Below are 21,120 nucleotides of genomic sequence, written 5' to 3' on the forward strand. Positions count from 1 at the left end.
TCAGGCGGTGGCCCGGGTCGCGATCCAGGCCACTGCCAGCACATGCCCGGCACATAGGGTGATGCGCCCTTCGATCCCGGCACCGCTTTCAAAAGGCGCAACCGCCGCGAGAAATCGCGCCCGGAACACCGCGCCTGTGATGGTCACAGCCAGCATCTCGGGCCCAAAAAGCCGGCGCGTCAGCGGATATTGCGCCTTATAAGCCGCCTCCTTTGCACAAAATACCAGCAACCCCGGATCACCCTCTGCAACGACCTGGTCCTGCGGCCCCCGCACCAGCGCCGCAACAGCGGGGTCCAGCGGGCGCAAGGGTTCCAGATCCAGGCCGAGACCGGCGAGACCGGTCGAGACCGCCGCGATACAGGCCAGATCCGAATGGCTGATCGAACCCGCAAGGCCAACAGGCCAGACCGGCGCCCGGTCCGGCGCCTTTGGCACTGCAACCGGCCGCAGCCCTGCCGCCACCATTGCAAGACGCGCCGCATACCGCCCGGCGGAAAATTCCGCCAGGCGCCTCGGAACCATGCCTTTGCCCTCCTCACCCGGCCATAGCGGCCATGTGCGGCGCGGGTCGGCAGAGGCGGTACAACACCCCGCCGGCAACAATTCTGCCGCCCGCGCCGCCAGGGTCTCGCCCGGATCAGGCCTCCCTAGGTCAGGCATCCCCGGATCAGGCATCCAGGCCCCGACGCGCCAGCCGCATCGCCCGGCGCCGCGCCATAGTCTCGTCAAGCCCGGTCGCAAGCGCCACCGGAGCGGGCGAAACCTGAACCGGAGCCACCGGCGCCGCCGCGGCAGAAGCGGGCGCAAAAACCGGCGCCCGCACCGGCATAACCGCAGTAAGTGCACTGCCCGAGATATGCGCAACCAAAGCGTCGAGCACCGGGAAGCGGAAGATATCGGTGATCGAGACCTTCACCTGCGGCAGGCGCTCGCGGATCTCGCGATGGGTCTGAACCGCCAGCAGCGAATGGCCGCCAAGCGCGAAGAAATTGTCCTTCGGCCCGACCCGCGCCACCCCCAGCACCCGCGCCCAGATCTTTGCGATCTCAGTGCCGATCGCCGGGTCATCCCCAGAACCGTTCGTGGGGCCGTTCGCGGGGCCAGTCGCGGGATCAAGGGCGCGATCCCCCACGCCCTGCTCCAGGCCGGGCTGCGACGGCGCGACAGCAGACGCCGCCACAGGCGCCAGGGCCTCCGGCGCTGCTGGCCCGTCCCCGGGCAAGAAGCGCAGCGGCGCCGGCAGCGCCTTACGGTCCACCTTGCGGTTCGGTGTCAGCGGGAAGCGCTCCAGCGCAACATAATGCACAGGCCTCATATGCTCCGGCAGCTCCCGCGCCAGCGCCATCCGCAATTCCGCCTCACCCGCGCCGCCGCCGATATAGGCCACCAGCCGCAGATCGCCCGGCTGATCTTCCCGCACCATCACCACCGCCTGGGTCACCCCCGGCTGCGCCTCAAGCACCGCCTCGATTTCCCCCAGCTCGATCCGGTAGCCGCGCAGCTTCACCTGGGCGTCGGCCCGTCCGATATAATCGACCCGCCCATCCGGGCGCAGCCGGACGAGGTCTCCGGTCTGGTACATCCGCCCCGCCCCGCCTGCTCCAGAATGGAAGGGGTTTTCGACAAAGCGCTCTGCCGTCAGGTCCGGGCGCTGCCAATAGCCCCGGGTCACGCCCTCGCCGCCGATCCAGAGCTCACCCTCGACGCCTGGCGGCACGGGCCGGCGCGCGCCATCCAGCACATAAAGCTGCTGGTTCGCAAGCGGCGTCCCGATATTGACCACCGGCTCCGGCGCAAGAACCTCCTCCACCGAAGACCAGATCGTCGTTTCCGTCGGGCCATACATGTTCAGAAGCCGCCCAACCCCGGCCGCCTTCACCTCCGCTGCCAGCGCGCCCGGCAAGGCCTCACCGCCAACCATCATCGTCCGGATACCCGCAAGCGCGCGGCGGCTTTCATCATCCATCAGGATCATCCGCGCCATCGACGGCGTGCATTGCAGATGCGTGACATCATGGCGATGGATCTGCGCCGCGATCGAGAAATCATCCGGCGCCGGCCCGCCCTGATTGGCCAGCCGCACAACCTCTGCCAAAGGCTTCAGCCCCTCCAGCACCACCTCCGGCGCGATGCCGTAATCGACAAGGCATGCCACCTCGCCCACGCCAATCGCCTTCAGCGCCTCCACCCGGTCCAGCGCATCCTCGATGGTGCCGAAAAGCCCCGAATCCTCGAAATAGCGCTGGAAAGCGAAATCGAGGATCGCGTCATTCTCTTCTGCCGACAAAGCCGCAAGGTCGATATCCATCGGAGTGGCCGCGCCCGCCGGTTTTTTGAAGGCCGGGAAGGCCCAGGCATATTGCTTCACCAGAGCCGCCGCCGAGGCGAGATAGAATTTCATCGGCGCCTCGGCGACAGCCCGCGCCTCCTCCCGCGTGGCCGCGATATAGGAATGCAGCATCAGCGTGACGGTGAATGCAGCCGGATCATGGCCGGCCTCGCGCAGCGCGCCATGATAAAGCGCAATCTTTTCCGCAACTTCGGAAATCGACTGGCCCAGAAGATGGGTCAGCACATTGGCCCCGGCGCGGCCCGCCTCGGCCCAGGTTTCCGGGTTGCCGGCGGTCGTCACCCAGACCGGCAGCTCTGCAGACACCGGGCGCGGCTGGGTCTTTACCGTAAATGTCGTGCCATCCGCTTTGGGGAAATCCACCCCTTCGCCGCGCCACAGCGCCCGCACATCCCTGATCGCCTGGAACATCGCCGCCTTGTTATGCGGCGGCGCATTTTCCGGGCGCAACACGAAATCATCCGGGTGCCAGCCCGAGGCAAAGGCGAGCCCCGCCCGCCCTGCGGTCAGATTGTCGATCACCGCCCATTCCTCGGCGATCCGGGCGGGATGATGCAGCGGCGCCACCACCGACCCCGCCCTGACCCCGATAGTCGAGGTCACCGCCGCCACCGCCGCGCCGGTCACGCTCGGGTTCGGATAGGGGCCGCCAAAGGCGTGGAAATGCCGCTCCGGCGTCCAGACCGCGACAAAGCCATTCTGATCGGCAAAGCGCGCGCCATCCAGCAAAAGCTGGTATTTCTTCGGCCCCGGCCCGTCATCATTGCCCCAGTAATACAGCGAGAAATCCATCGCTCTCGCCGAAGTGATCCGCGCCCCCGAAACCAGCGCCCGGTTCTCATCCGAGGAAATCACCACCTTAAAGCCGCGCGCCAGCGTCCAGAACAGCTCCAGCACCGAGATGTCGAAAGACAGCGAGGTCACCGCGAGCCAGACCCCTGGCTCAGGCCCGATCCGGTGATCCATACCGGTGAAGAAATTCGCGACATTCCTGTGCTCGACCTGCACCCCTTTGGGCCGCCCGGTCGAACCCGAGGTATAGATCATATAGGCGACATCTTCGGGCCGCGCGCCGCTCACCGGATTGGTTCCGGGGGCCAGGGCAAGGCGCGGGTCCTGGTCCAGCACCAGCCTCTCCACGCCTGCGGGCAGACCCGCCGCCAGATCCGATTGCGTCACGATCACCGGGGCGCCGCTGTCTTCCGCGAACAAAGCCAGCCGCTCGGCCGGATAGGCCGGGTCCATCGGCACATAGGCGCCGCCCGCTTTCAGGATCGCCAGCGCGCCTGCCACCAGATCGACGCTGCGCCGGGTGGACAGCCCAACCAGCACGCCGGGTCCGACCCCCATCTCGCGCAGCACATGTGCCGCCCGATTGGCCCGGGCATTCAGCGCGGCATAGCTGAGCTCCTCGCCTTCAAAGGCCAGCGCCGGCGCATCGGGTGTCCGCGCCACCTGGGCCTCAAAAGCCGTGTGAACCATGACGGCGCGGTCATGCTCCACCGCCGTCCGGTTGAAATCCTTGATCACAAGGTCATATTCCGCAGGCGTCAGCGCCGGCAGATCCGCCAGACGCAGATCTTTGGCGGCTGTAACCGCCCGTGCAACCTCCCCCGCCAGCCAGTCGATCCGCAATGCCAGCGCCTGCGCCGCCACCTCGTCCAGACGCGCCGCATCCCAGAGCACTGCCTCCGGCGTCAGCACCAGCCCGGCCCCCTGGACCGGCTCTGCCTCAGACAGTGCGACCGGAGGCACCGCCACGCTCATAAGCGCCGCATCCCGCGCCATCAGATCCAGCGGCCAGCCCGTCGCCGGGCGTGCCAGTGCCGCCTCAACCGACGCCAGCGCCGCCATCACCGTCTCACCGGCTGCCTCGCCCCCCGCGCGCAAAGGCTCCCAGGCCGCGATATATCCGGCACGGCCTTTCGCCGCCCTCGCGAAATCGCCGGCGGTGGTTCCGGTTGCGCGGAGGCCGGCCAGCGCAAGCGCCCCCAGCCCGTGCCGCCGCCCGAACGGAATCCGGCGCCAGTCAGCCATGCCGCCTTGTTCCGCCCGCAACACCATCGGAGACACCACCGGCAGGGCAACCGGATGCAGCGCCAGAAGCGCCGCCCGGAGCCGCGCCTCCTGCGGCACAAGCGCTGCAAGCTCCGCCGTCAGCTCCTCCGCCTCAGCCGCAGCCAACAGAGGCAAGGCAGCCGCCGTCACCGCCTCAGCCGACACCGCCCGGCCCGAGACCTGGCAGCACAGCCGGTCGAGCCGCACCGCCCCCGCGCCGCAGGCCACCACCAGCCCCTCCGGCCCGGCATCAAGCACCGCGCCCGGCACGCCATCGCCCGCCGCCAGTTCAGCCGCACCGACATTCAGAACCTCAGACCCGGTGTCGATTTTCGCCGTTGTCAGCGGATTCCAGTAGCGCCCGTGATCAAGGCCACGGACCAGACGCACCACTTCGGCCGCAGGCCGCGTGAAATCGATCCGCCCCATCGCCGCCGGCCGATCCGCGCCGCGATGCATCACACCGTCCCCCACACTTTGCGCGCGCGGCACCGCGCCACGTTCCAGCGCCGCCATCACCTCGGGGAAACTGTCGAGCCCTGCCTCGAAACAGCGTGTGTTCAGCGTCAGTGCCGTCTCATCGGCGTCGAGGTCAAACCGGCGCTCCGCAAAGATGCGCCCCTGATCAATCCCGCCCTCGATCAGATGCCAGGTCACGCCATGCCGCGTCTCACCCGCAAGGATCGCCCAGACCGGCGCATTCAGCCCGGCATGTTCCGGCAAGGGCCCGTCATGGAAATTCACCGCACCTTTTGACGCCTGCCCCAGCACTTCGGGCGGCAACAGCCGCAGATTGGCGACCGAGAGAATCCAGTCCGCCTCCGGTAAATCGCCCGGATCGCAAAGCATCAGCCCTGCCCCCCGCGCCCAGTCCCGGACCTGCCCCGCCTCACTGACCACCGCGACGATCCGATGCCCGCGCGCCAGCCAGAGCGCGCCACATTCGCGCGTCAGCGTCTCATTGCCGATCAGGATGGCGGTCAGGCTCATATCTCAGGTCTCTTTCCGGGAATGGTCGGTCACGGGCTCCGGGCTCATGCCAAAGCCACGACGAATATCATGTAGAATCAAATCGCGGAGGTAATGTGGCGGATCGATGCGGTCACGCCTGCGCTGCACCAGTAGCCGCGCCCGCCAGATCACACCGCCAAGGGCCGCCAGAACCGTCGCCGCCGCCGCATAGCCGCGCCCATGGTTTTTGGCGAAATAATGCAGCCGCGAATCCAGCCAGAAACCGGGAATCCGCTGCCATTTCCCCATCCCGGTCGAGACCGAACCGATATGCGCCACCCGGCTTTCGGGCACATAATCGGTCGGAAAACCGGCCCGGGCGGCGCGCAGGCAAAGATCGGTTTCCTCGTAATACAGGAAGAACCGCTCATCAAAGAGACCGATCCGGTCCAGCACATCCATCCGCATCATCAGGCTGGCGCCGGCCAGCCAGTCGACCCGCGTCACCCGGTCCGGCAGCGGCATCGCAACCATGCTGTCTTTCATCGCCCGCGAAACCATCCCCAGCCGGATATGGCGTTCAAAATCATTCAGCGCGGTCGGATAGCGAAAGGCGGTGTGGTGCGGGGTGCCATCCTCGCCGTGAATATAGCTGCCGGCAAAGCCGGTTGCAGGTGTCCGCTCCAGATGGTCCAGCAACACCCGGATCGCATCCGGCGCCGGAAAAGCGTCCGAATTCAGCACATAGGCGTAATCCGGTCGTGATCCGCCCGCAAACCCCGCCGCAAACCCCTCCGGCAGGCCCGCCCGGATACCAACGTTATTCCCGGCACCAAAGCCGCCATTGCGCCCCGATTGCAGCACCCGGACCGGGGTTTGCGCGCGGTCCCAGCCGCGCGCCGTGACCCCCGCCTGCATGATCTCGAAGGACCCATCGCCGGAATCATTATCGACAATGGTGATCGCACCCGCGATTCCCCGCATCGCGACCAGCGCCGCCTCGACCGAGCGCAGCGTCATCTCCGGCGAGCGCCAGTTGAGAATGATGGTGAGAACCTTTGCCATCGCCTATTCCGCCGCCGTCGCCACTGTGTCGTCCTGCGCCTCAGCCTCAGCCTCGGCCAGCAGCGCCTTCAGCGCCGCCGCCAGCACACGCACATTCGGCTCCAGCACCATCGAATCATGATCTCCCGGCACTTCGATCACCCGCAGCTTCGGGGCGAAACGGGTCAGATCATTGTCTTCGAACACATATTCCTTCGCCGCCGAGACCCATTTCCCGCCCGAGACCTGCCAGTGCCGATCCAGCTCTGGCCGGAACAGCACCGTCGCGCCGTTGCGCGGGCTCATCTGATAGCGCGGCAGCGCGGCGCGGAACGCCGCCTCGATGGCGCTGTTATGGAAGCCCTCTTCCTCAACCGGGGCGCCTGCACGTTTGCGCCGCTCCCAGTCGAGCCGGTTCTTCGCCCATTCCGCCAGATAGCCGGGCCCCTTGCGCTGCAATTCCGCGAGCTTGATCAGCGCCTTGTCGCGGCGGCTGAGGCCGGGGCGCATCGGCAAAGGCGTATCCAGGAGCACCAGCTGCGCCACCTCTTCCCCCTCAGCCTCCAGCTGGCGCGCCATTTCCCAGGCGATCAGCCCGCCGCCCGAGAAACCGCCCAGCAGGTAGGGCCCCGACGGCTGCACCTGACGGATCTCGGCGATGTAATCGCGCGCAGCCTCGGTGAAATCATCATGCGGCTGATCCTCGCCGTAAAGACCCCGGGCCTGGAGGCCGTAAAACGGCCGGTCCCGCCCTTCAAGCTGCGCCAGATGGCGCAGGTTCAGCACATTGCCGAACATGCCGGACACCAGGAAGAAGGGCGTCTTCGCGCCCGGTGCCGTGCCGGACTTCCCCGCCTCGGGCGTCATCGGCACCAGATGGGTGAAGCGGCGCGGCTGTTTCACGGCCTTCCCCGCCGGCACCTGCCCTGCATCCGCGCCCCCGCTCGCAACCAGGCTCTCACCGGTGATCCCCGCCGCCTCGCGGATCAGGCCCGCACAGGCCGCCACGGTCGGCGCCTCAAAGAGAACCGAGATCGGAAAATCAACCGCCCAGGTCTTTTTCACCATCGCGAAAAGCCGGACCGCGATCAGGCTATGCCCGCCGAGATCGAAGAAATTATCCTCGACCCCCACCTGCGAAACCCCGAGCAGATCCTGCCAGAAGCCGGTCAGGCTGCGCTCGATATCATCTCGCGGCGCGATGTAATCCGTGTCGAGATCGGGGCGTTCAAAGCTCTGCCCCGATTTGCGCGCCTCAGTGACGGCCGCAGTCTGGCGCACCAGCGCCGGCAGATCCAGCGAAGACACAAGGATCTGTGACAGCCCCGTATTCAGCGCGCGGCCGAAGACCCGGGCCCCCTCTTCCGGGCGGATGCCCTGGCGGAACGCCATCATCAGCCGCTCTTCCGCCGGTGACAGCGCCCGTGCGGGGCCACCCTCGGGCGCCTCCAGCAGGCGCGGATCAGGGGCCGGAAAGGACAAAGCCGCATCCAGCCGGCGGATGGTAAAGCCGGTGATCTCAACCAGCACCCGGCCCTCCGGTGTGGCAAGCGTGATGTCAAACACGGCGGTCGGCCGGTCAGCGCGGTTCTCGCCCGCAGTGCAGATATGGCTGACGAGGTCAGCGCTCAGCGGCGCAAGGACCCGCACCGATCCGTAAGACAGCGGCACCCAGAGCCGGTCAGGCTGATACCCCGCGATCAGATCCATCGCCCAGCCGGTGGCCAGATCCATGAGCGCCGGATGCAAAAGCCAGCCCCCCCCCGGCCCGCCCGCAACCGGCTCGCCTCCAACCGGATCGCCCGCGAACACCTCCCGCCGGAAGGCCTCCGGCAGCGACAGCCGCGCCAGCCCTTCCCCCGCGCCATAAGCGCGCGAACGCAACACCCGCCAGCGCGGGCCAAAGGCCAGATGTGCCTCCTGCGGGCTGGGAAGCCAGCCTTCTGCCTCCCCCTCCTGCGGCTGGCCCATCTCGGGCGCGCGAAGCCGCGCCGCGATCCCGCCGGGGTCGATCCCCGGCGGGATCGCGGCCTGTTCTCCGGTCAGCGCAAGCAGCCGCGCCGTGGCATGGGTGGCCCAGCCCTCCCGGCCTCCCGCCCGCATCAGCGTCTGCACCTCGAAATCATAGCCTTCCTCGCTGCGGCTCAGCCGCACCCGCAGGGGTCGCATCTCGCTTTCCGCGAGATCAAGCGCCGCAAAGAAGGTCAGATCACGGATCCCGAACCCGGCGCCAGTCCCCGGCGCCCCGACGGTCCCCTCCTGCAAGGCCCAGGCCTCGGCCGCCAGTTCCAGATAGCCGGTCCCCGGCAGCAAGGCCTGACCCTCGCGGGTGCGATGGCCCTCGAAGATCCACTGCTGACAGGACAGATCACCGGTAAAGATCCGGTTGCCCGCAACGTCAAACCCGGCCGCCGTCAGCATCGGCTGGCGCACCGGCACCGGCGGCGCCGCCTCGCGCCCCATCCGGTCCGCGAGACTCTCGGCCGCCATGCCGACGCCCTGCCAGATCCCCCAGTCGAGCGCGACCACACGCGTAGCCCCCCCGGCCCGCGCCTCGGCAAAGGCGTTCAGATATTCATTCACCGCCACATAATCGACCTGCCCCGCCGGCCCCGTCACCGTCGAAGTCGAGGAAAACAGCACCAGAAGCTTCAGCCTCCCGTCCGGGAACAGCCGGTCAATCACCCCGGTCCCATGCAGCTTCGGCGCGAACACCTCTTCCACACTGCCCGGATCCTTGCCAAGGATCGGCCCATCCGCCACCATCCCCGCCGCATGGATCACCGCATCCACCGGACCCATACGCGCGACCGCAGCCTCAACCACCGCCTGCATCTCGAACAGATTGGCCACATCGGCCCGGGCCAGCGCGATCCCGCCGCCGCTCTCACGCGCCAGCGCCTCGAGCCGCTCCACCGCCATAATCCGCCGCGATACCGCATCTTCGGGCGCATGGGCCCGCAGCCAGGCCGCGCGCGCAGCCCCTTCCGGCAGGCGCGACCGCGCAATCAGCGTGACTTTCGCTGCGCGCGCGCGAATCAGATCTTCGGCCAGCGTCAGCCCGATCCCGCCGAATCCGCCGGTGATCAGCACATGCGCACCCAAAGGCAGCTCGAACCCCGCCTCGGGCAAAGGCGCCGGACGCAGCCCTTCGGCGTAGCGCCGCGCGCCACGCAGGGCGGCCACACCACCCTCAGGGGTGAGCGCCTCTTCGATCACCGCGCCAATCAGCGTGTCGGGCAGGCTTTCGCCGCGCCGCAAGACCGGCAGCTCCAGATCCAGCTGCGCCAGCGCAACGCCTGGCAATTCCTTGCCCGCCACCAGCACCGGCCCGCGCAACAGGGCCTTTTCCGGCCAGCGCAGCACAGAGCCTTTCGCTGCCACCGCGCCATTCGTCAGGAAGGTGACCTTCACCCCCTGAGCAAGGTTTTCGCCCGCCATGGCCTGCAACAGGAACAAGGCCGACCAGAATCCCTGTTCGATCAGCCTTTGCGCGAAACTCGAGCCGGGTCGAAAGCTCTCGTCTTTCGTCACCAGCCAGCCATGCAGCACCTTTGAGGGTGCAATCCCCCGCCCCGCCAGTTCACGGATCAGGGCTTCATACCCTTCCAGCCCGCGCTCGGGCGCAAGGCTGTAGCGATCCTCGCCGAGGGCGCGGAAACTGTCCCCCGGATGCACCAGGATCACCCGATGCCCCGCCGCGCGCAGCCGATCTGCCGCCAACGCACAAAGCCCGGCCTCATCAGCAAAGACCAGCCAGCTTGCAGGTGCCGCCTCGCCCAGATCATCAATGTCAAAGCCTGCCGGCGAAGGGGTCCAGTGCCGTTTCCAGCCCCAGCCGGTCAGGTCTTCCACCCGCGCGGGCAGCTCTGTCGCCAGCGGCGCGGCCTCGCCCGGCGCGATAAAAAACGGTTTGCGCTGAAAGGCATAGGAGGGCAGCGGCACGCGCTGGCGCAGACGCCCGCCCCAGATCTGGCCCCAGTCCACCGCGACGCCGCAAGCCCAGAGCCGCGCGACAGACCCAATAAGCCAGGCATCATCGGCGATCTTCTGTTCGGGGTGACGCAAGGCCGGCACCACCTGACCCGGCCCGACCCCATTGGCCCCCGCAAGCGAAGAAAGCGCGCGGCCCGGCCCCATTTCCATATAGACCCGGCCCGACACCGCGGTCAGTTCCGCCAGCCCGGCCTGGAAGTTCACCGTATTTCTCAGATGCGCGACCCAATAATCCGGGTCCGTCGCCTCGGCATCCGTCAGCACCTTGCCCGAGCGGTTCGAGATGATCGGGATCTGCGGCGCAGAGAGGCGAATGCTGCGCAGGTAATCGCCAAAGGCGGGCAGGATCGGTGCGAGCATCCGGCTGTGCGCGGCGATATTGATCGCAATCTGCTGCGTCTCGACCTCATCTGCGGCCAGCCGTGCAGCCAGCGCATCCAGCGCCGCATCCGGGCCCGAGACCACGCAAAGCCCCGGCGCATTGACCGAAGCCATATCAAGATCATCGGCCCAGTAGCGCGCCAGATCCGCCTCGGGCAGCGGCACCGAAAGCATGCCGCCGGGCGCCACCGTGTCAAACAGCCGGCCGCGCAACAGGACCAGCCCGATGCAATCCTCGAATGACATCACACCGGCCAAAGCAGCCGCCGTATTCTCGCCCATCGAATGACCGATCATCGCGGCGGGGGTGACGCCCCAGCTTTCATAAAGCCTCGCCAGCGCATATTCGGTGATCATGATCAGCGGCAGCTGTACCGAGGGCTTTTTCAGCGCCTGATCCGCCGCAACCTCGGCGCCCTTTTCGGGCAGCCAGAGCGCGCGGATATCGTAATCCAGCTGCGGCTCAAGCACCGCAAGGCCCCGGTCCATCCAGTCTTTGAAAACCGGCTCAGTCTCGTAAAGATCGCGCGCCATGCCGGCAAATTGCGCGCCGCCGCCGGGGAACATGAAGACGACTTCGGGATTGTCGCCCAGATGGTCATGATTGAAGACAAGGCGCGGATTGGCGCCCTCCAGCAGGCCCGCCGCCTCTGTGTGGCTTGCCGCGACAATCACCCGGCGTTTCTCAAAGGCACGGCGGCCCTCTTTCAGCGTGAAAGCCACATCGGCCAGCTTCTGGTCGGGATGCGCGCGCAGATGCGCGGCGAGCCGGGCCGCCTGGCCGTCAAGCGCGGCTTTTGAACGCGCCGAGATCACCAGCGGCTGGAACGGCCAGTCGCTGTCTTCCGATGTGGCGCGCAAAGGCGCCTCTTCCAGCACGGCATGGGCATTGGTGCCGCCGACGCCCAGACTGTTGACGCCCGCGCGCAAGACCGGAGCCTCCCAGGGGGTCAGCCGGTCATTGACGCGGAAAGGTGATGTCTCGAAATCAATCGAGGGATTCGGTGCCTCATAGCCAAGGCTCGGCGGCAATTCGCGGTGATGCAGCGAGAGCGCGACCTTGATCAGGCTCGCCACCCCGGCGGCAGTGTCGAGATGGCCGATATTGGTTTTCACCGAACCAATGCGGCAATGGCCGACCGCATCCGTGGTCTCGCGGAAGGCCCCGGTCAGTGCCGCGACCTCGATCGGGTCGCCGAGATAGGTCCCGGTGCCATGGCATTCGATATAGGTAACGCTATCGGCAGTGACGCCCGCCAGGGCCTGAGCCTCGGCAATACAGGCCGATTGCCCATCGACCGAAGGCGCAAGATAGCCCGCCTTGGCCGCGCCGTCATTGTTGATCGCAGTGCCCTTCAGGATGGCCCAGATATGATCGCCATCGCGGATCGCATCGACCGCGCGGCGCAAGACCACACAGCCCGCGCCCGAGCCGAAGACCGTGCCCTGCGCGCGGTGGTCAAAGGCGTGGCAGTGCCCGTCCGGCGACAGGATCTCGCCCTCCTGGAACAGATAGCCCCGCGCATGGGGCAATTCGATGGTGACGCCGCCCGCCAGCGCCATATCGCATTCGCCGTTCAAGAGCGCCTGCGAGGCGTAATGGATCGCCACCAGCGAGGTTGAACAGGCGGTCTGCACATTGACCGAAGGGCCTTTGAGATCAAGGATATGGCTCGCGCGGGTGGCGAGGAAATCCTTGTCATTGCCGGTATGGCGCAGAAGGAACATGCCGGTCTCTTCAACGAGATCCGGGTTCGAGCAGAGGTTGAAATAGAAATAGGACCCCATGCCGCAGCCGGCCCAGACCCCGATGGCGCCGGGGAATTTCTCCGGTGGATGGCCGGCATTTTCCAGCGCCTCCCAGGCGACCTCAAGAAACTGGCGATGCTGCGGATCAAGGATCGCGGCCTCTTTCGGGGAAAACCCGAAGAAGTCGGCGTCAAAGGTCTCGAACCCATCGAGCACGGCGGCGGCTGGCACGTAATTCGGCCGCGCCATCTTTGTTGCACTCTCGCCCGCAGCCAGCAGTTCCTCGCGCGACAGCACCCGGATCGATTCCACGCCGCCGCGCAGATTGTCCCAAAAGGCGGAAATATCACCCGCGCCCGGCAAATGCGCGGCCATGCCGACAATCGCAATGTCGGTCGCGGCCACACCTGGGGGTCTGCGCGTCATATCATCCATCACTTCGGTTCAGTGGCTCAGGGGATCCGGGGTGGAACAGAAGCGCTCCGGCCCTGACAGACAGCCCCCTGCCAGTCTGTTGATTATCCGCGTTAATCTAGCTCAATTTAAGGCAAACTCATACCCTGCGCGCGGCTGTGACCAGTTCTTATCCCGCAGGGCAACAATGCCATAAGCCCGCCGCATTAATGCCACATTTGCGCCGCATTTGGCGCAGGCCCGGCCGGGTTTCATACAGTCTGATGGCCAGGCCTGCTCAGATAAGGGTGCGGCGGGGCTGGTTTCGCTGCAAATCTGCAAGCGAGGCCTCGCGCAGGGCCCGCAAAGCCTCGGCCTGACCAAGGATCGCGCCCGCCATCAGCCAGCTCAGCGGCGTCAGTGTCGCATTGGGCAAAAGATCAACTAGATTCAGCCCGAGGATCAGCGCCACCCCCGCCGCCGGCAGGCCCACCGATCCGGGTTTCAGCCGCGCCTCGCGCGCAAGGAGCCACAAAGGCAGGCACAAGAGCCCGAATTGCACGAGATAGCCGACCCAGCCGAATGCCCCGATCCGGATGATCCAGGCGCCATCCGCCACCGTCTCGACGATGCCGGTCGCCGGATCATAGAGGAAGCCGCGCCCATAGCCGCCCCAGCCAAAAAGGGGGCGCTCGGCGGCGCGGGCCAGCAGCAGATCCTCATTCATCAGCCGATAGCCAAAGCTCTGGGCGCGGTCCTCGCTCAGATCGCCGGCAAAGCTGGAAATATAGTCAACCGGCACCAGATGGGCGCCGCGCAAAAGCGGATAGAGGATCACCACCACCGCCAGCAGCCCGACAACCCCAAGGATCTGGCGCGGGGTCGCAAGAAAGACCAGCGGCGCGGCGGCCAGCGCATAGGCGATGGGGCCAAAGCTCTTGCACAGAATCAGAAGCGCGCAGGTCAGCAGGAAGACCGGCAGCTGCCAGACCCGCGCCGGCGCCGGGCCCAGCCGCAGCTGCATCCCCGCCGCAATCAGGCAGGAGAGCACGAAAAACGCCACCCAAAGCCCATGCGGCATAAAGACAAAGGGCCGCCAGCCGCCAAACCGCACCGCCTGGGACATGTCATGCTGGAAATAGCCATAGACCCAGATATGCAGCTGCGGCGACATCACCGTCTCGATCAGGATCGGCCCGGTGTAAAGCAGCGCCGCGATCGTCAGCGCCATCAGAAGGTCGCGCATCGCCTCAGGCGTGGCCAGATCGCGCCGCGCAAGGAACAGCGGGAGCAGATACATCGCCTCGGTGCCCGTGATGGCGATGGAATCATAGATCCGCATGCCCTGGATCTCGCGGCCATGGCCAAGGAAAATCGGGTCTGTGTTCAGAAGGGCGGTAAAGACGGGCGAGATCAGAAAACCCGCGACCAGAACCCTGACCATCCTATTGCCGGTGAAAACCGGCAGGCTCCTGCCCAGCATCAGCCAGGAGATCACCGCCGCCGCCAGTGCCGGCAGCATGTGTTTATCGGGGTCCGGCAGCATCGGCAGGTCGATCTTCGCCAGCTCTGGCAAAAACATATAGCCGGCCAGAACCGACCAGATCAGCGCCCGGCCCGGCCCCATCCGGTTGTAGAAAACCCAGACCACGAAGGGCCAGATCAAAAGCGCCAGCAGGGCGATCGTCGATGACATCCGGCCGGGATCCGTTCTGCTCTGGCATGGCTGGGGTGGTGATTTCGGCCCCTACCCTAGCATATGCGGCGCCCGGAGGCGAGGCCGGCCCCTGGCGCAAGGCCCGCCCGGGCTGCGGCGCAACGGGAAACAGAGAGTTGCCGTCAGAGATCTGTCGCCTCTGGCCCGGGCGGGCGTTACACTGCGCAGAGCCCGCCTTTTTCAGGACCAGCCTCTTGCAGTTTACCATCCGTGACACCCGTATCGAGGTGACCCATGCCAGCCGCACCGCGCTCCTGAGCGATGTGGCAAATCTGATGCGCCGGGGCGAAGGCTTTGCGCTGGCCACGATCAATCTCGACCACCTGGTCAAGCTGCGCCGCGACGCCGCCTTTCTTGGCGCCTATGCGCGCCAGGATATGGTGGTGGCCGATGGCAATCCGATCGTCTGGCTGTCAGGGCTCGCGAAAAAGCCGGTCGATCTTATGCCGGGGTCGGACCTTGTGCTGCCGCTGTGCCGCCTGGCGGCCGAGGCCGGACTGCCGGTCTCGATGCTGGGCGCGACCGAAGCCGCGCTGGAAGGCGCGAGCGCGCATCTCGCGCGGGAAATCCCCGGTTATCAAAAAGGGCTGCTGATTGCACCGCCGATGGGGTTTGACCCCGAAGGCCAGGCGGCCCGCGCGGCGCTGGAGGACCTGAACGCGCTTGGGCCCGGCCTGTGCCTGATCGCGCTTGGCGCCCCCAAACAGGAGCGCTTTGCCGCCCTTGGCCGCAGTCTCGCGCCCCGGATGGGCTTTGCCTCGGTTGGTGCGGGGGTGGAGTTTCTCTCGGGCGATCAGGCCCGCGCGCCGGAATGGGTACGGAAGATCGCGATGGAATGGGCCTGGCGGGCCCTGTCTTCGCCGCGCCGGCTGGTGCCGCGCTATGCCGCCTGTTTCGCGATCCTGCCGGGCGAGGTCAGGAAAGCCTGGCGGCTGCGCGCGCAATAGCTACTTATATTCGATCAGCCCGCGTTTGCGACCGCGCGCAAGGTCGCGCAGATAGCCAATCACGCCCAGAGCCTCGGGAAACTTGCCCAATACGGTGAAAATGGCGGCTTCGGCACCGAGGCGCCCCTCGCGGCGCCAGGCCCAGGCCAGCCGGAGCATCTGCAAGGGCCAGATCAGCGCCATGAGCCAGAATGCCGGGTGGATCAGCCCGGCAAGACCCACCACAAGCGGCAGTATCGCGCCCCAGAAAAGTGCGCGCGCCGTCTCGCGCCGCCAGTGGCGGTCGGGCCCGCGCCCATGCAGGGCCGCGCCTTCGGCAAAGGCGTAACCGGCCCGTTTTGTGCGCCGCCACCATTGCGACACCTGCGTCATCGCCGCGTCATGCAGGGTCATCCCGGCCTCGATCCGCCAGATATGCCCGCCCGCCCGGCGCAGCCGCTGGCACAGCTCCGGCTCTTCGCCCGCGATCAGATCCTCGCGGAAGCCGCGCACCGACTGGAAATCCCGCAGCCGCATCAGTGCATCCCCGCCGCAGGCCAGCGCCTCGCCGACAGGCGTGTTCCATTCGCGGTCACAGAGCCGGTTATAGACCGAGGTCTCCGGGTGCCGCTCGCGTCTGCGGCCACAGATCACCACAGCCCCGGGATGGTCGCGAAAGCCCTGCAGCCCGCGTGCCACCCACCCCGGCACCACCTCGCAATCGCCATCGACGAACTGGACGTAATCGGGCTCTGCGCCCTCTACAACCAGAGCAAGCACACCGGCATTGCGCGCCCGCGCCGCTGTGAAGGGGCGCGAAAGGTCAAGCCCGACCACAATCGCCCCCGCCCCCCGCGCCAGCGCCTGCGAACCATCGGTCGAGCCGCTGTCGACATAGACCAGCCGCCGCACCTGGCCTTTGAGCGAAGCAAGACAGGCGGCAAGCCGGCCCCCCTCATTGCGGCCGATCACCACGGCATCAACGACCGGCCCGGGCCGGGCAGACGGATCCCGTCGCGCGGGGATATGAGGAGCATCGGCTGTCATGGCCATCACGCCTAAGCCCGCCCGGTTTCAGAGTCAAAGCCCTGTGCAGAGACCGCGACCGCACCTGCCCCGGCCCGAGCGGCAACGGCGTCCCCGCTGCGCCGCCGCGCGGCCGGTAAAGTGGCTGAGATCACGGCCATTTCCCCCGCGCCGGGGTTTCATTTTTACCCTCCATCTGTTAGGAATGCTCTTCTGGGCGGGGGCCCGGACCCCAGGCTGCATCCTTCAGGCCAGACCGGCCCCGGAGGAGATCTCGCAACTGGGACCGGCATCGCGCCTGCCATCCGGCAGGGGATATTAATTCCGGGTCGCAGTCTTGCTGCCGCCCTTCTGTCGGAACCGGATTACAAATGAGCCGCCACAATATACATGGCCCTTTCGGTTCAAAACCCCTGGATATGGGATTTCCCCTGATGGGCGCAGAAGATGACAACCAGGATCGCAAAGCCGGGGCCGCCGCGCGTGGCACTGCTGTCTCCCTGTTCAAACCCGGCCATCCGCGCATCAATCTGCCCATCGCGCTTGACCAGCGCACCGGGCGCGAGATCTCTATCTCGCCCGCAGTCTTTGCCAGCCCGAACCCGTCGAAAGTCTGGGAATCAATCGGAGAAATCCATGTCGATGCCGCCCGGCTGATCAGAAACGGTTTGTTCCTGAAACCGGAACATCACCAGATCACCCGCTATTTCGACATGCTGCGCACCCGCATCGCCCAGGCGATGACCAAGGAAGGCATGAGCCGGCTCGCCATCACCTCGCCGCGCGCCGGCTGTGGCAAGAGCTATGTCGCCGCCAATCTCGCGCTGTCGCTGGGCCGGCTGCCCTCGTGCCGGACGGTGCTGATGGATCTCGATCTGCGCCAGCCGCGCCTCGCAAGCCTGTTTGCACAAACCCCGTCGCCCCAGCTGCAGGAATTCCTCCAGGGCGAGCAGCCGCTTGAGGGCCAGTTCCGCCGCATCGGCCCGAACCTTGCGCTGGCGCTGAACAGCGAGCCTGTCGCCCGCCCGGCCGAGACGCTGCAGGATCCGCAGACCACCGCCGCGCTGCAATCGGCAAGCGATTTGCTGCAGCCCGATATCCAGCTTTTCGATACGCCGCCTGCGCTGGAATATGACGATATGATTGCGCTGAGCGGCCAGGTCGATGCGGTGCTTCTGGTGGTGGATGGCACCCGTACCACCGCCGCCGATATCACCGCCTGCGAACGGATGTTCGAGGGCCGCGTGCCGCTGCTCGCGGTGGTGCTGAACCGGGCACAGGATCGCGGGCTGCTGGCGGGCCAGGGCCTTGCCGACCGCCTGTTCGGGGGCGCAATCAGCCGCTGGTTCGGGCGCGGCTGAGGAACGATCACAATGGGACATCTGCGCAATATCGAAGATCTTCTGGGCTTTCTGCTGCGGCGCGGCTGGATGATCGCGCTTTGCGCGCTGATCGCGGTCGTGCTGGCCGCGCTTTACGCCAAGGGCCGCCCCGACAATTATACCGCCTGGGCCTCGATCGAAATCCAGACCGCTCAGGTCCGGGTGCCGGTCGCAGGACAGCCGGCCGAGGCCGCTCAGGCCTCCGGCTCGGCGCAGCTGGTGCAATCGCTGCAACACCGGCTGACGACGCGGCAGAACCTGGTCGCGATCATTGAACGGCACGGGCTGTTCAGCGACCTGCCCGCGATGTCGACCGAGGCGAAAGTGACCGCCCTGCGCGCGGCGATCCGCTTTGACACGGTCGAGGTTTCGGGCGACCCCGCCTATGGCCAGCCGACCCAGGTCTCGGCGGTGGTGATCAGCACGACCTTCGGCGATGCCGATAATGCGGCGCGGATCGCCAATGATCTGGCGCAAAGCGTGGTGGATCTCTCTGCTTCGGGCCAGCTGGCGCGGGCACGCGAAAGCTACACCTTCCATTCCGACCGGCTGGCGGTTCTGAACACCGAGATCCAGGCGCAGGAGGCGAAGATCATCTCCTGGCGCAATGCAAATGCCGAAATGCTGCCGCCGGTATCGGCGACGCGGCGCGAAGAACTGACCACCATCGAGACCGATCTGCGCGGGCTCGACCGCGATCTGCTGCTGGTCGATGAGGAGCGCCGCCGCATCTCGGCGCGCGAGACGCTGCGCCCGACCGACCGGCAGCGGCTGCGCGAACTGGATGACCAGACCACGCTGATCGCGGGGCAGCAAGCGGCGCTGAAAACCCGCGCCGCCGGCATCGAAGCCGGGCTCACGGGCGTTGCGGTGGCGGAGCGCGGTCTCGCGGATCTCGAGCGGGACCTTGGTCAGATCCAGCGCAATTTCGACCAGGCCTCGGATGCGCTGGCCGAAGCCGATTCTCAGGTGCGGCTGGCCGAACGCCAGCAGGGCGAACGTTTCGGCATTCTCGACCGCGCCATCACGCCCGAACATCCCGATGGCCCCCGCCGCAAGATGTTCGTGGCGGCGGGGGCGATTGCGGGGCTGCTCGGCGGGCTGATCCTTGCCTTCCTGCTGGACCTGCTGAGGCCGGTGATCCGCACGTCGGCGCAGATGGAACGCGAACTCGGTCTGCGCCCGATCATTGCCTTGCCGGACATCCACCCTAGCGGCCATCACAAGCGGGCCAGCGCATCCGGGTGAGGACGACCTGCAACGACGACAAGGCAACTCCGCCCCGCCGGTTACACCGGCGCTTTGTGTCGCGGGGGGTTTGGGTCGCAGATATATCTGAGCGCAGCGCGAGCCGGCCACGCGGCTGGCCGCGCTTTTGCACCTCGCGGCACAGAACCGGACATCTCCTTCGCCTCTCGGCATAGCCCTGACCAGGCTCCGGAGCGTCAATGTCAGGACGCCGACCATGGAAATGCCACTTGTCCGGGAGGTCCACCGAACTTGCAGCTTCGGCCTTCAGAACCGGTCTGTTCCGGCCCCATGAGATTGACCGCGCTATGGTCTTAATCTGAGGCAGCTGCACCTGCGGTTCACGCGACCGGCAGCAGGCGATTTTTTACGGGGCGAACGCCCCGTAAAAAGGCATCCGTGTGTCAGCAGCCGGTGCCGCGCAGAACCACGCTCACAGTCCGCGCCAGAATGCCAAGGTCAGTCACCAGCGAAAGCTGTTCCTCATAGACCGCATCATATTCCGCCCGCGCCTCAAAGGTCGTGCGGTTGCGGCCGGCGGTCTGCCAGTAGCCGGTCACCCCCGGGCGCAGCGCATAATAGGCGGTGCCGGGATAGAGCTCGCGCTGGTTCAGCATCATCGGCCTTGGGCCGACAAGGCTCATATTGCCGATGAAGACATTCCAGAGCTGCGGCAGTTCATCCAGCGACGAGCGACGCAGGAAATGGCCGAACCGGGTGACGCGCGGGTCGTTGCGCAGCTTTTGGGTGCTGTCCCATTCTGCGCGCGCCGCAGGATTGACCGCAAGCCAGGCCTCCAGCCGCTCATCCGCATCGACCACCATCGAGCGCAGCTTCCACATCCGGAACGAACGCCCGCCTTTGCCGATCCGCATCTGGCTGTAGAAGGGGCTGCCGCCATCGCGCGCCACAAGGATCGCCAGCACGACAATCACCGGCACAATAATCGGCACCGCCGCCAGAATGGCGAACAGATCCAGCGCCCGTTTGAAAGCGCGGCGATAGACGCCGCCACGGGCGGGCAGGTTCAACACCGGCTCGCCTTTGTCAGAAACTTTCCGCAACAATGGCGCCGCGCCCGCTGCCCCGGCGGTTTTTGCTGAAATGATTGACATTGTCAGCGTTCGATCAACAAATTTGGCAAACGAGGCACAGCACAGAACCCCCGGGTGACGATTTTCACCGTCGCCACATCAAAATTTGGCAGAACTTCAAACCACATCTTCAGCACCCGGTCAGAATGCCCCCAAGGACCATTTTACCCGATGCGGAAGGGGCGCGAAAAGCATGATCGCCATGCGTTCACCACAATTCCGACGCAATTCAAAGAATTTTTGCCAGATCCAGGGGATCAGCTCCTGGCTTCGGGCCGAAAATGCCATGATCTGGCCCGGAATGGCCCCGCGAAGGACACAAAGACCCAGGCGCAGCGCGGCGCGATTCGGGCCCGCCTGCCACCGCAATGCTTGCAGGCATTCAGCAAGGCGCGCGAAAACTCCCGAAATATTGTTTCGTATTCTACTACAATCCGCAAGATCTGGCCGTTATCCCTGTGGCAGCAGACGGATCGGATCCCCGCGCGATTTGTCAGGCGCCGCTGGCGTCCGGTTCTTCCTCCCAGCGGCCTGCACGTAAAAAAACCAGCGCCATCAGAGAGGTAGCCCCTGCCCCGGCATAGAAGAGCAGCCAGGCCAGAGGCGGGTGTCCCGCCAGGACCGACAGGCCGAGCGCGAGGCCAGAAACCAGAACCGAGACCGAGAGATATCCTGCTATCATATGTCCCCGCTGCTTACATTTCCTGCAACGCGGCATGTCCCGACCTGGGGCCGCGGTTATTGTCCCCCAGAACAGCGCAGTGTCAGGGGTTTTACAAGGATTGCCGCGCAACAGGTTAAC

At 66.2% G+C, this 21,120-nt stretch carries 11 protein-coding genes; 3 read left to right on the top strand and 8 right to left on the bottom strand.

Annotated features, from left to right (window positions below; translation table 11 throughout):
* The 5 genes from JC607_RS15730 to JC607_RS15750 all read right to left on the bottom strand — a co-directional run bounded on the left by JC607_RS15730 (position 1) and on the right by JC607_RS15750 (position 14,621).
* Entirely contained in the window at positions 1-525 is a 525-nt protein-coding gene (locus JC607_RS15730; RefSeq protein ID WP_198837851.1) for a 4'-phosphopantetheinyl transferase, read from the bottom strand.
* Positions 526-670: 145 nt separating this feature from the next.
* Positions 671-5,401, bottom strand: coding sequence for a MupA/Atu3671 family FMN-dependent luciferase-like monooxygenase (locus JC607_RS15735; protein WP_198837852.1), 4,731 nt, complete (start codon positions 5,399-5,401; stop codon positions 671-673).
* A 3-nt stretch (positions 5,402-5,404) separates the two neighbouring features.
* On the bottom strand, positions 5,405-6,427 hold the full coding sequence (locus tag JC607_RS15740; RefSeq protein ID WP_198837853.1) for a glycosyltransferase family 2 protein: 1,023 nt from the start codon (positions 6,425-6,427) through the stop codon (positions 5,405-5,407).
* Between the two features lie 3 nt (positions 6,428-6,430).
* Complete coding sequence (locus tag JC607_RS15745; RefSeq protein WP_198837854.1) at positions 6,431-12,958, bottom strand: type I polyketide synthase; 6,528 nt, start codon at positions 12,956-12,958, stop codon at positions 6,431-6,433.
* 265 nt (positions 12,959-13,223) lie between these two features.
* Complete coding sequence (locus tag JC607_RS15750) at positions 13,224-14,621, bottom strand: hypothetical protein (RefSeq protein WP_198837855.1); 1,398 nt, start codon at positions 14,619-14,621, stop codon at positions 13,224-13,226.
* Positions 14,622-14,836: 215 nt separating this feature from the next.
* On the opposite strand from JC607_RS15750, the gene JC607_RS15755 reads away from it, so the two are divergent.
* Entirely contained in the window at positions 14,837-15,589 is a 753-nt protein-coding gene (locus tag JC607_RS15755) for a WecB/TagA/CpsF family glycosyltransferase (protein WP_233092943.1), read from the top strand.
* Here JC607_RS15755 and JC607_RS15760 read toward each other — a convergent pair whose 3' ends face one another.
* Positions 15,590-16,615 (bottom strand): glycosyltransferase family 2 protein, encoded by a 1,026-nt coding sequence (locus JC607_RS15760; RefSeq protein WP_198837856.1) that lies wholly within the window; start codon positions 16,613-16,615, stop codon positions 15,590-15,592.
* Positions 16,616-17,028: 413 nt separating this feature from the next.
* Here JC607_RS15760 and JC607_RS15765 point away from each other — a divergent pair, with 413 nt between their 5' ends.
* The gene (locus JC607_RS15765; RefSeq protein WP_198837857.1) at positions 17,029-17,955 is read left to right on the top strand and encodes a CpsD/CapB family tyrosine-protein kinase; all 927 of its coding nucleotides are present in this window, start codon (positions 17,029-17,031) and stop codon (positions 17,953-17,955) included.
* Positions 17,956-17,967: 12 nt separating this feature from the next.
* On the top strand, positions 17,968-19,224 hold the full coding sequence (locus JC607_RS15770) for a Wzz/FepE/Etk N-terminal domain-containing protein (RefSeq protein ID WP_198837858.1): 1,257 nt from the start codon (positions 17,968-17,970) through the stop codon (positions 19,222-19,224).
* Positions 19,225-19,628: 404 nt separating this feature from the next.
* Here JC607_RS15770 and JC607_RS15775 read toward each other — a convergent pair whose 3' ends face one another.
* On the bottom strand, positions 19,629-20,288 hold the full coding sequence (locus JC607_RS15775) for a sugar transferase (protein WP_233092944.1): 660 nt from the start codon (positions 20,286-20,288) through the stop codon (positions 19,629-19,631).
* Positions 20,289-20,811: 523 nt separating this feature from the next.
* Positions 20,812-21,000 carry a hypothetical protein gene (locus JC607_RS15780; protein WP_198837860.1) on the bottom strand — a complete coding sequence of 63 codons (189 nt, stop codon included), beginning with the start codon at positions 20,998-21,000 and terminating at the stop codon, positions 20,812-20,814.
* Positions 21,001-21,120 lie beyond the last annotated feature (120 nt).

This window comes from Paracoccus sp. IB05, assembly GCF_016405985.1.
Taxonomy (GTDB): Bacteria; Pseudomonadota; Alphaproteobacteria; order Rhodobacterales; family Rhodobacteraceae; genus Pseudogemmobacter.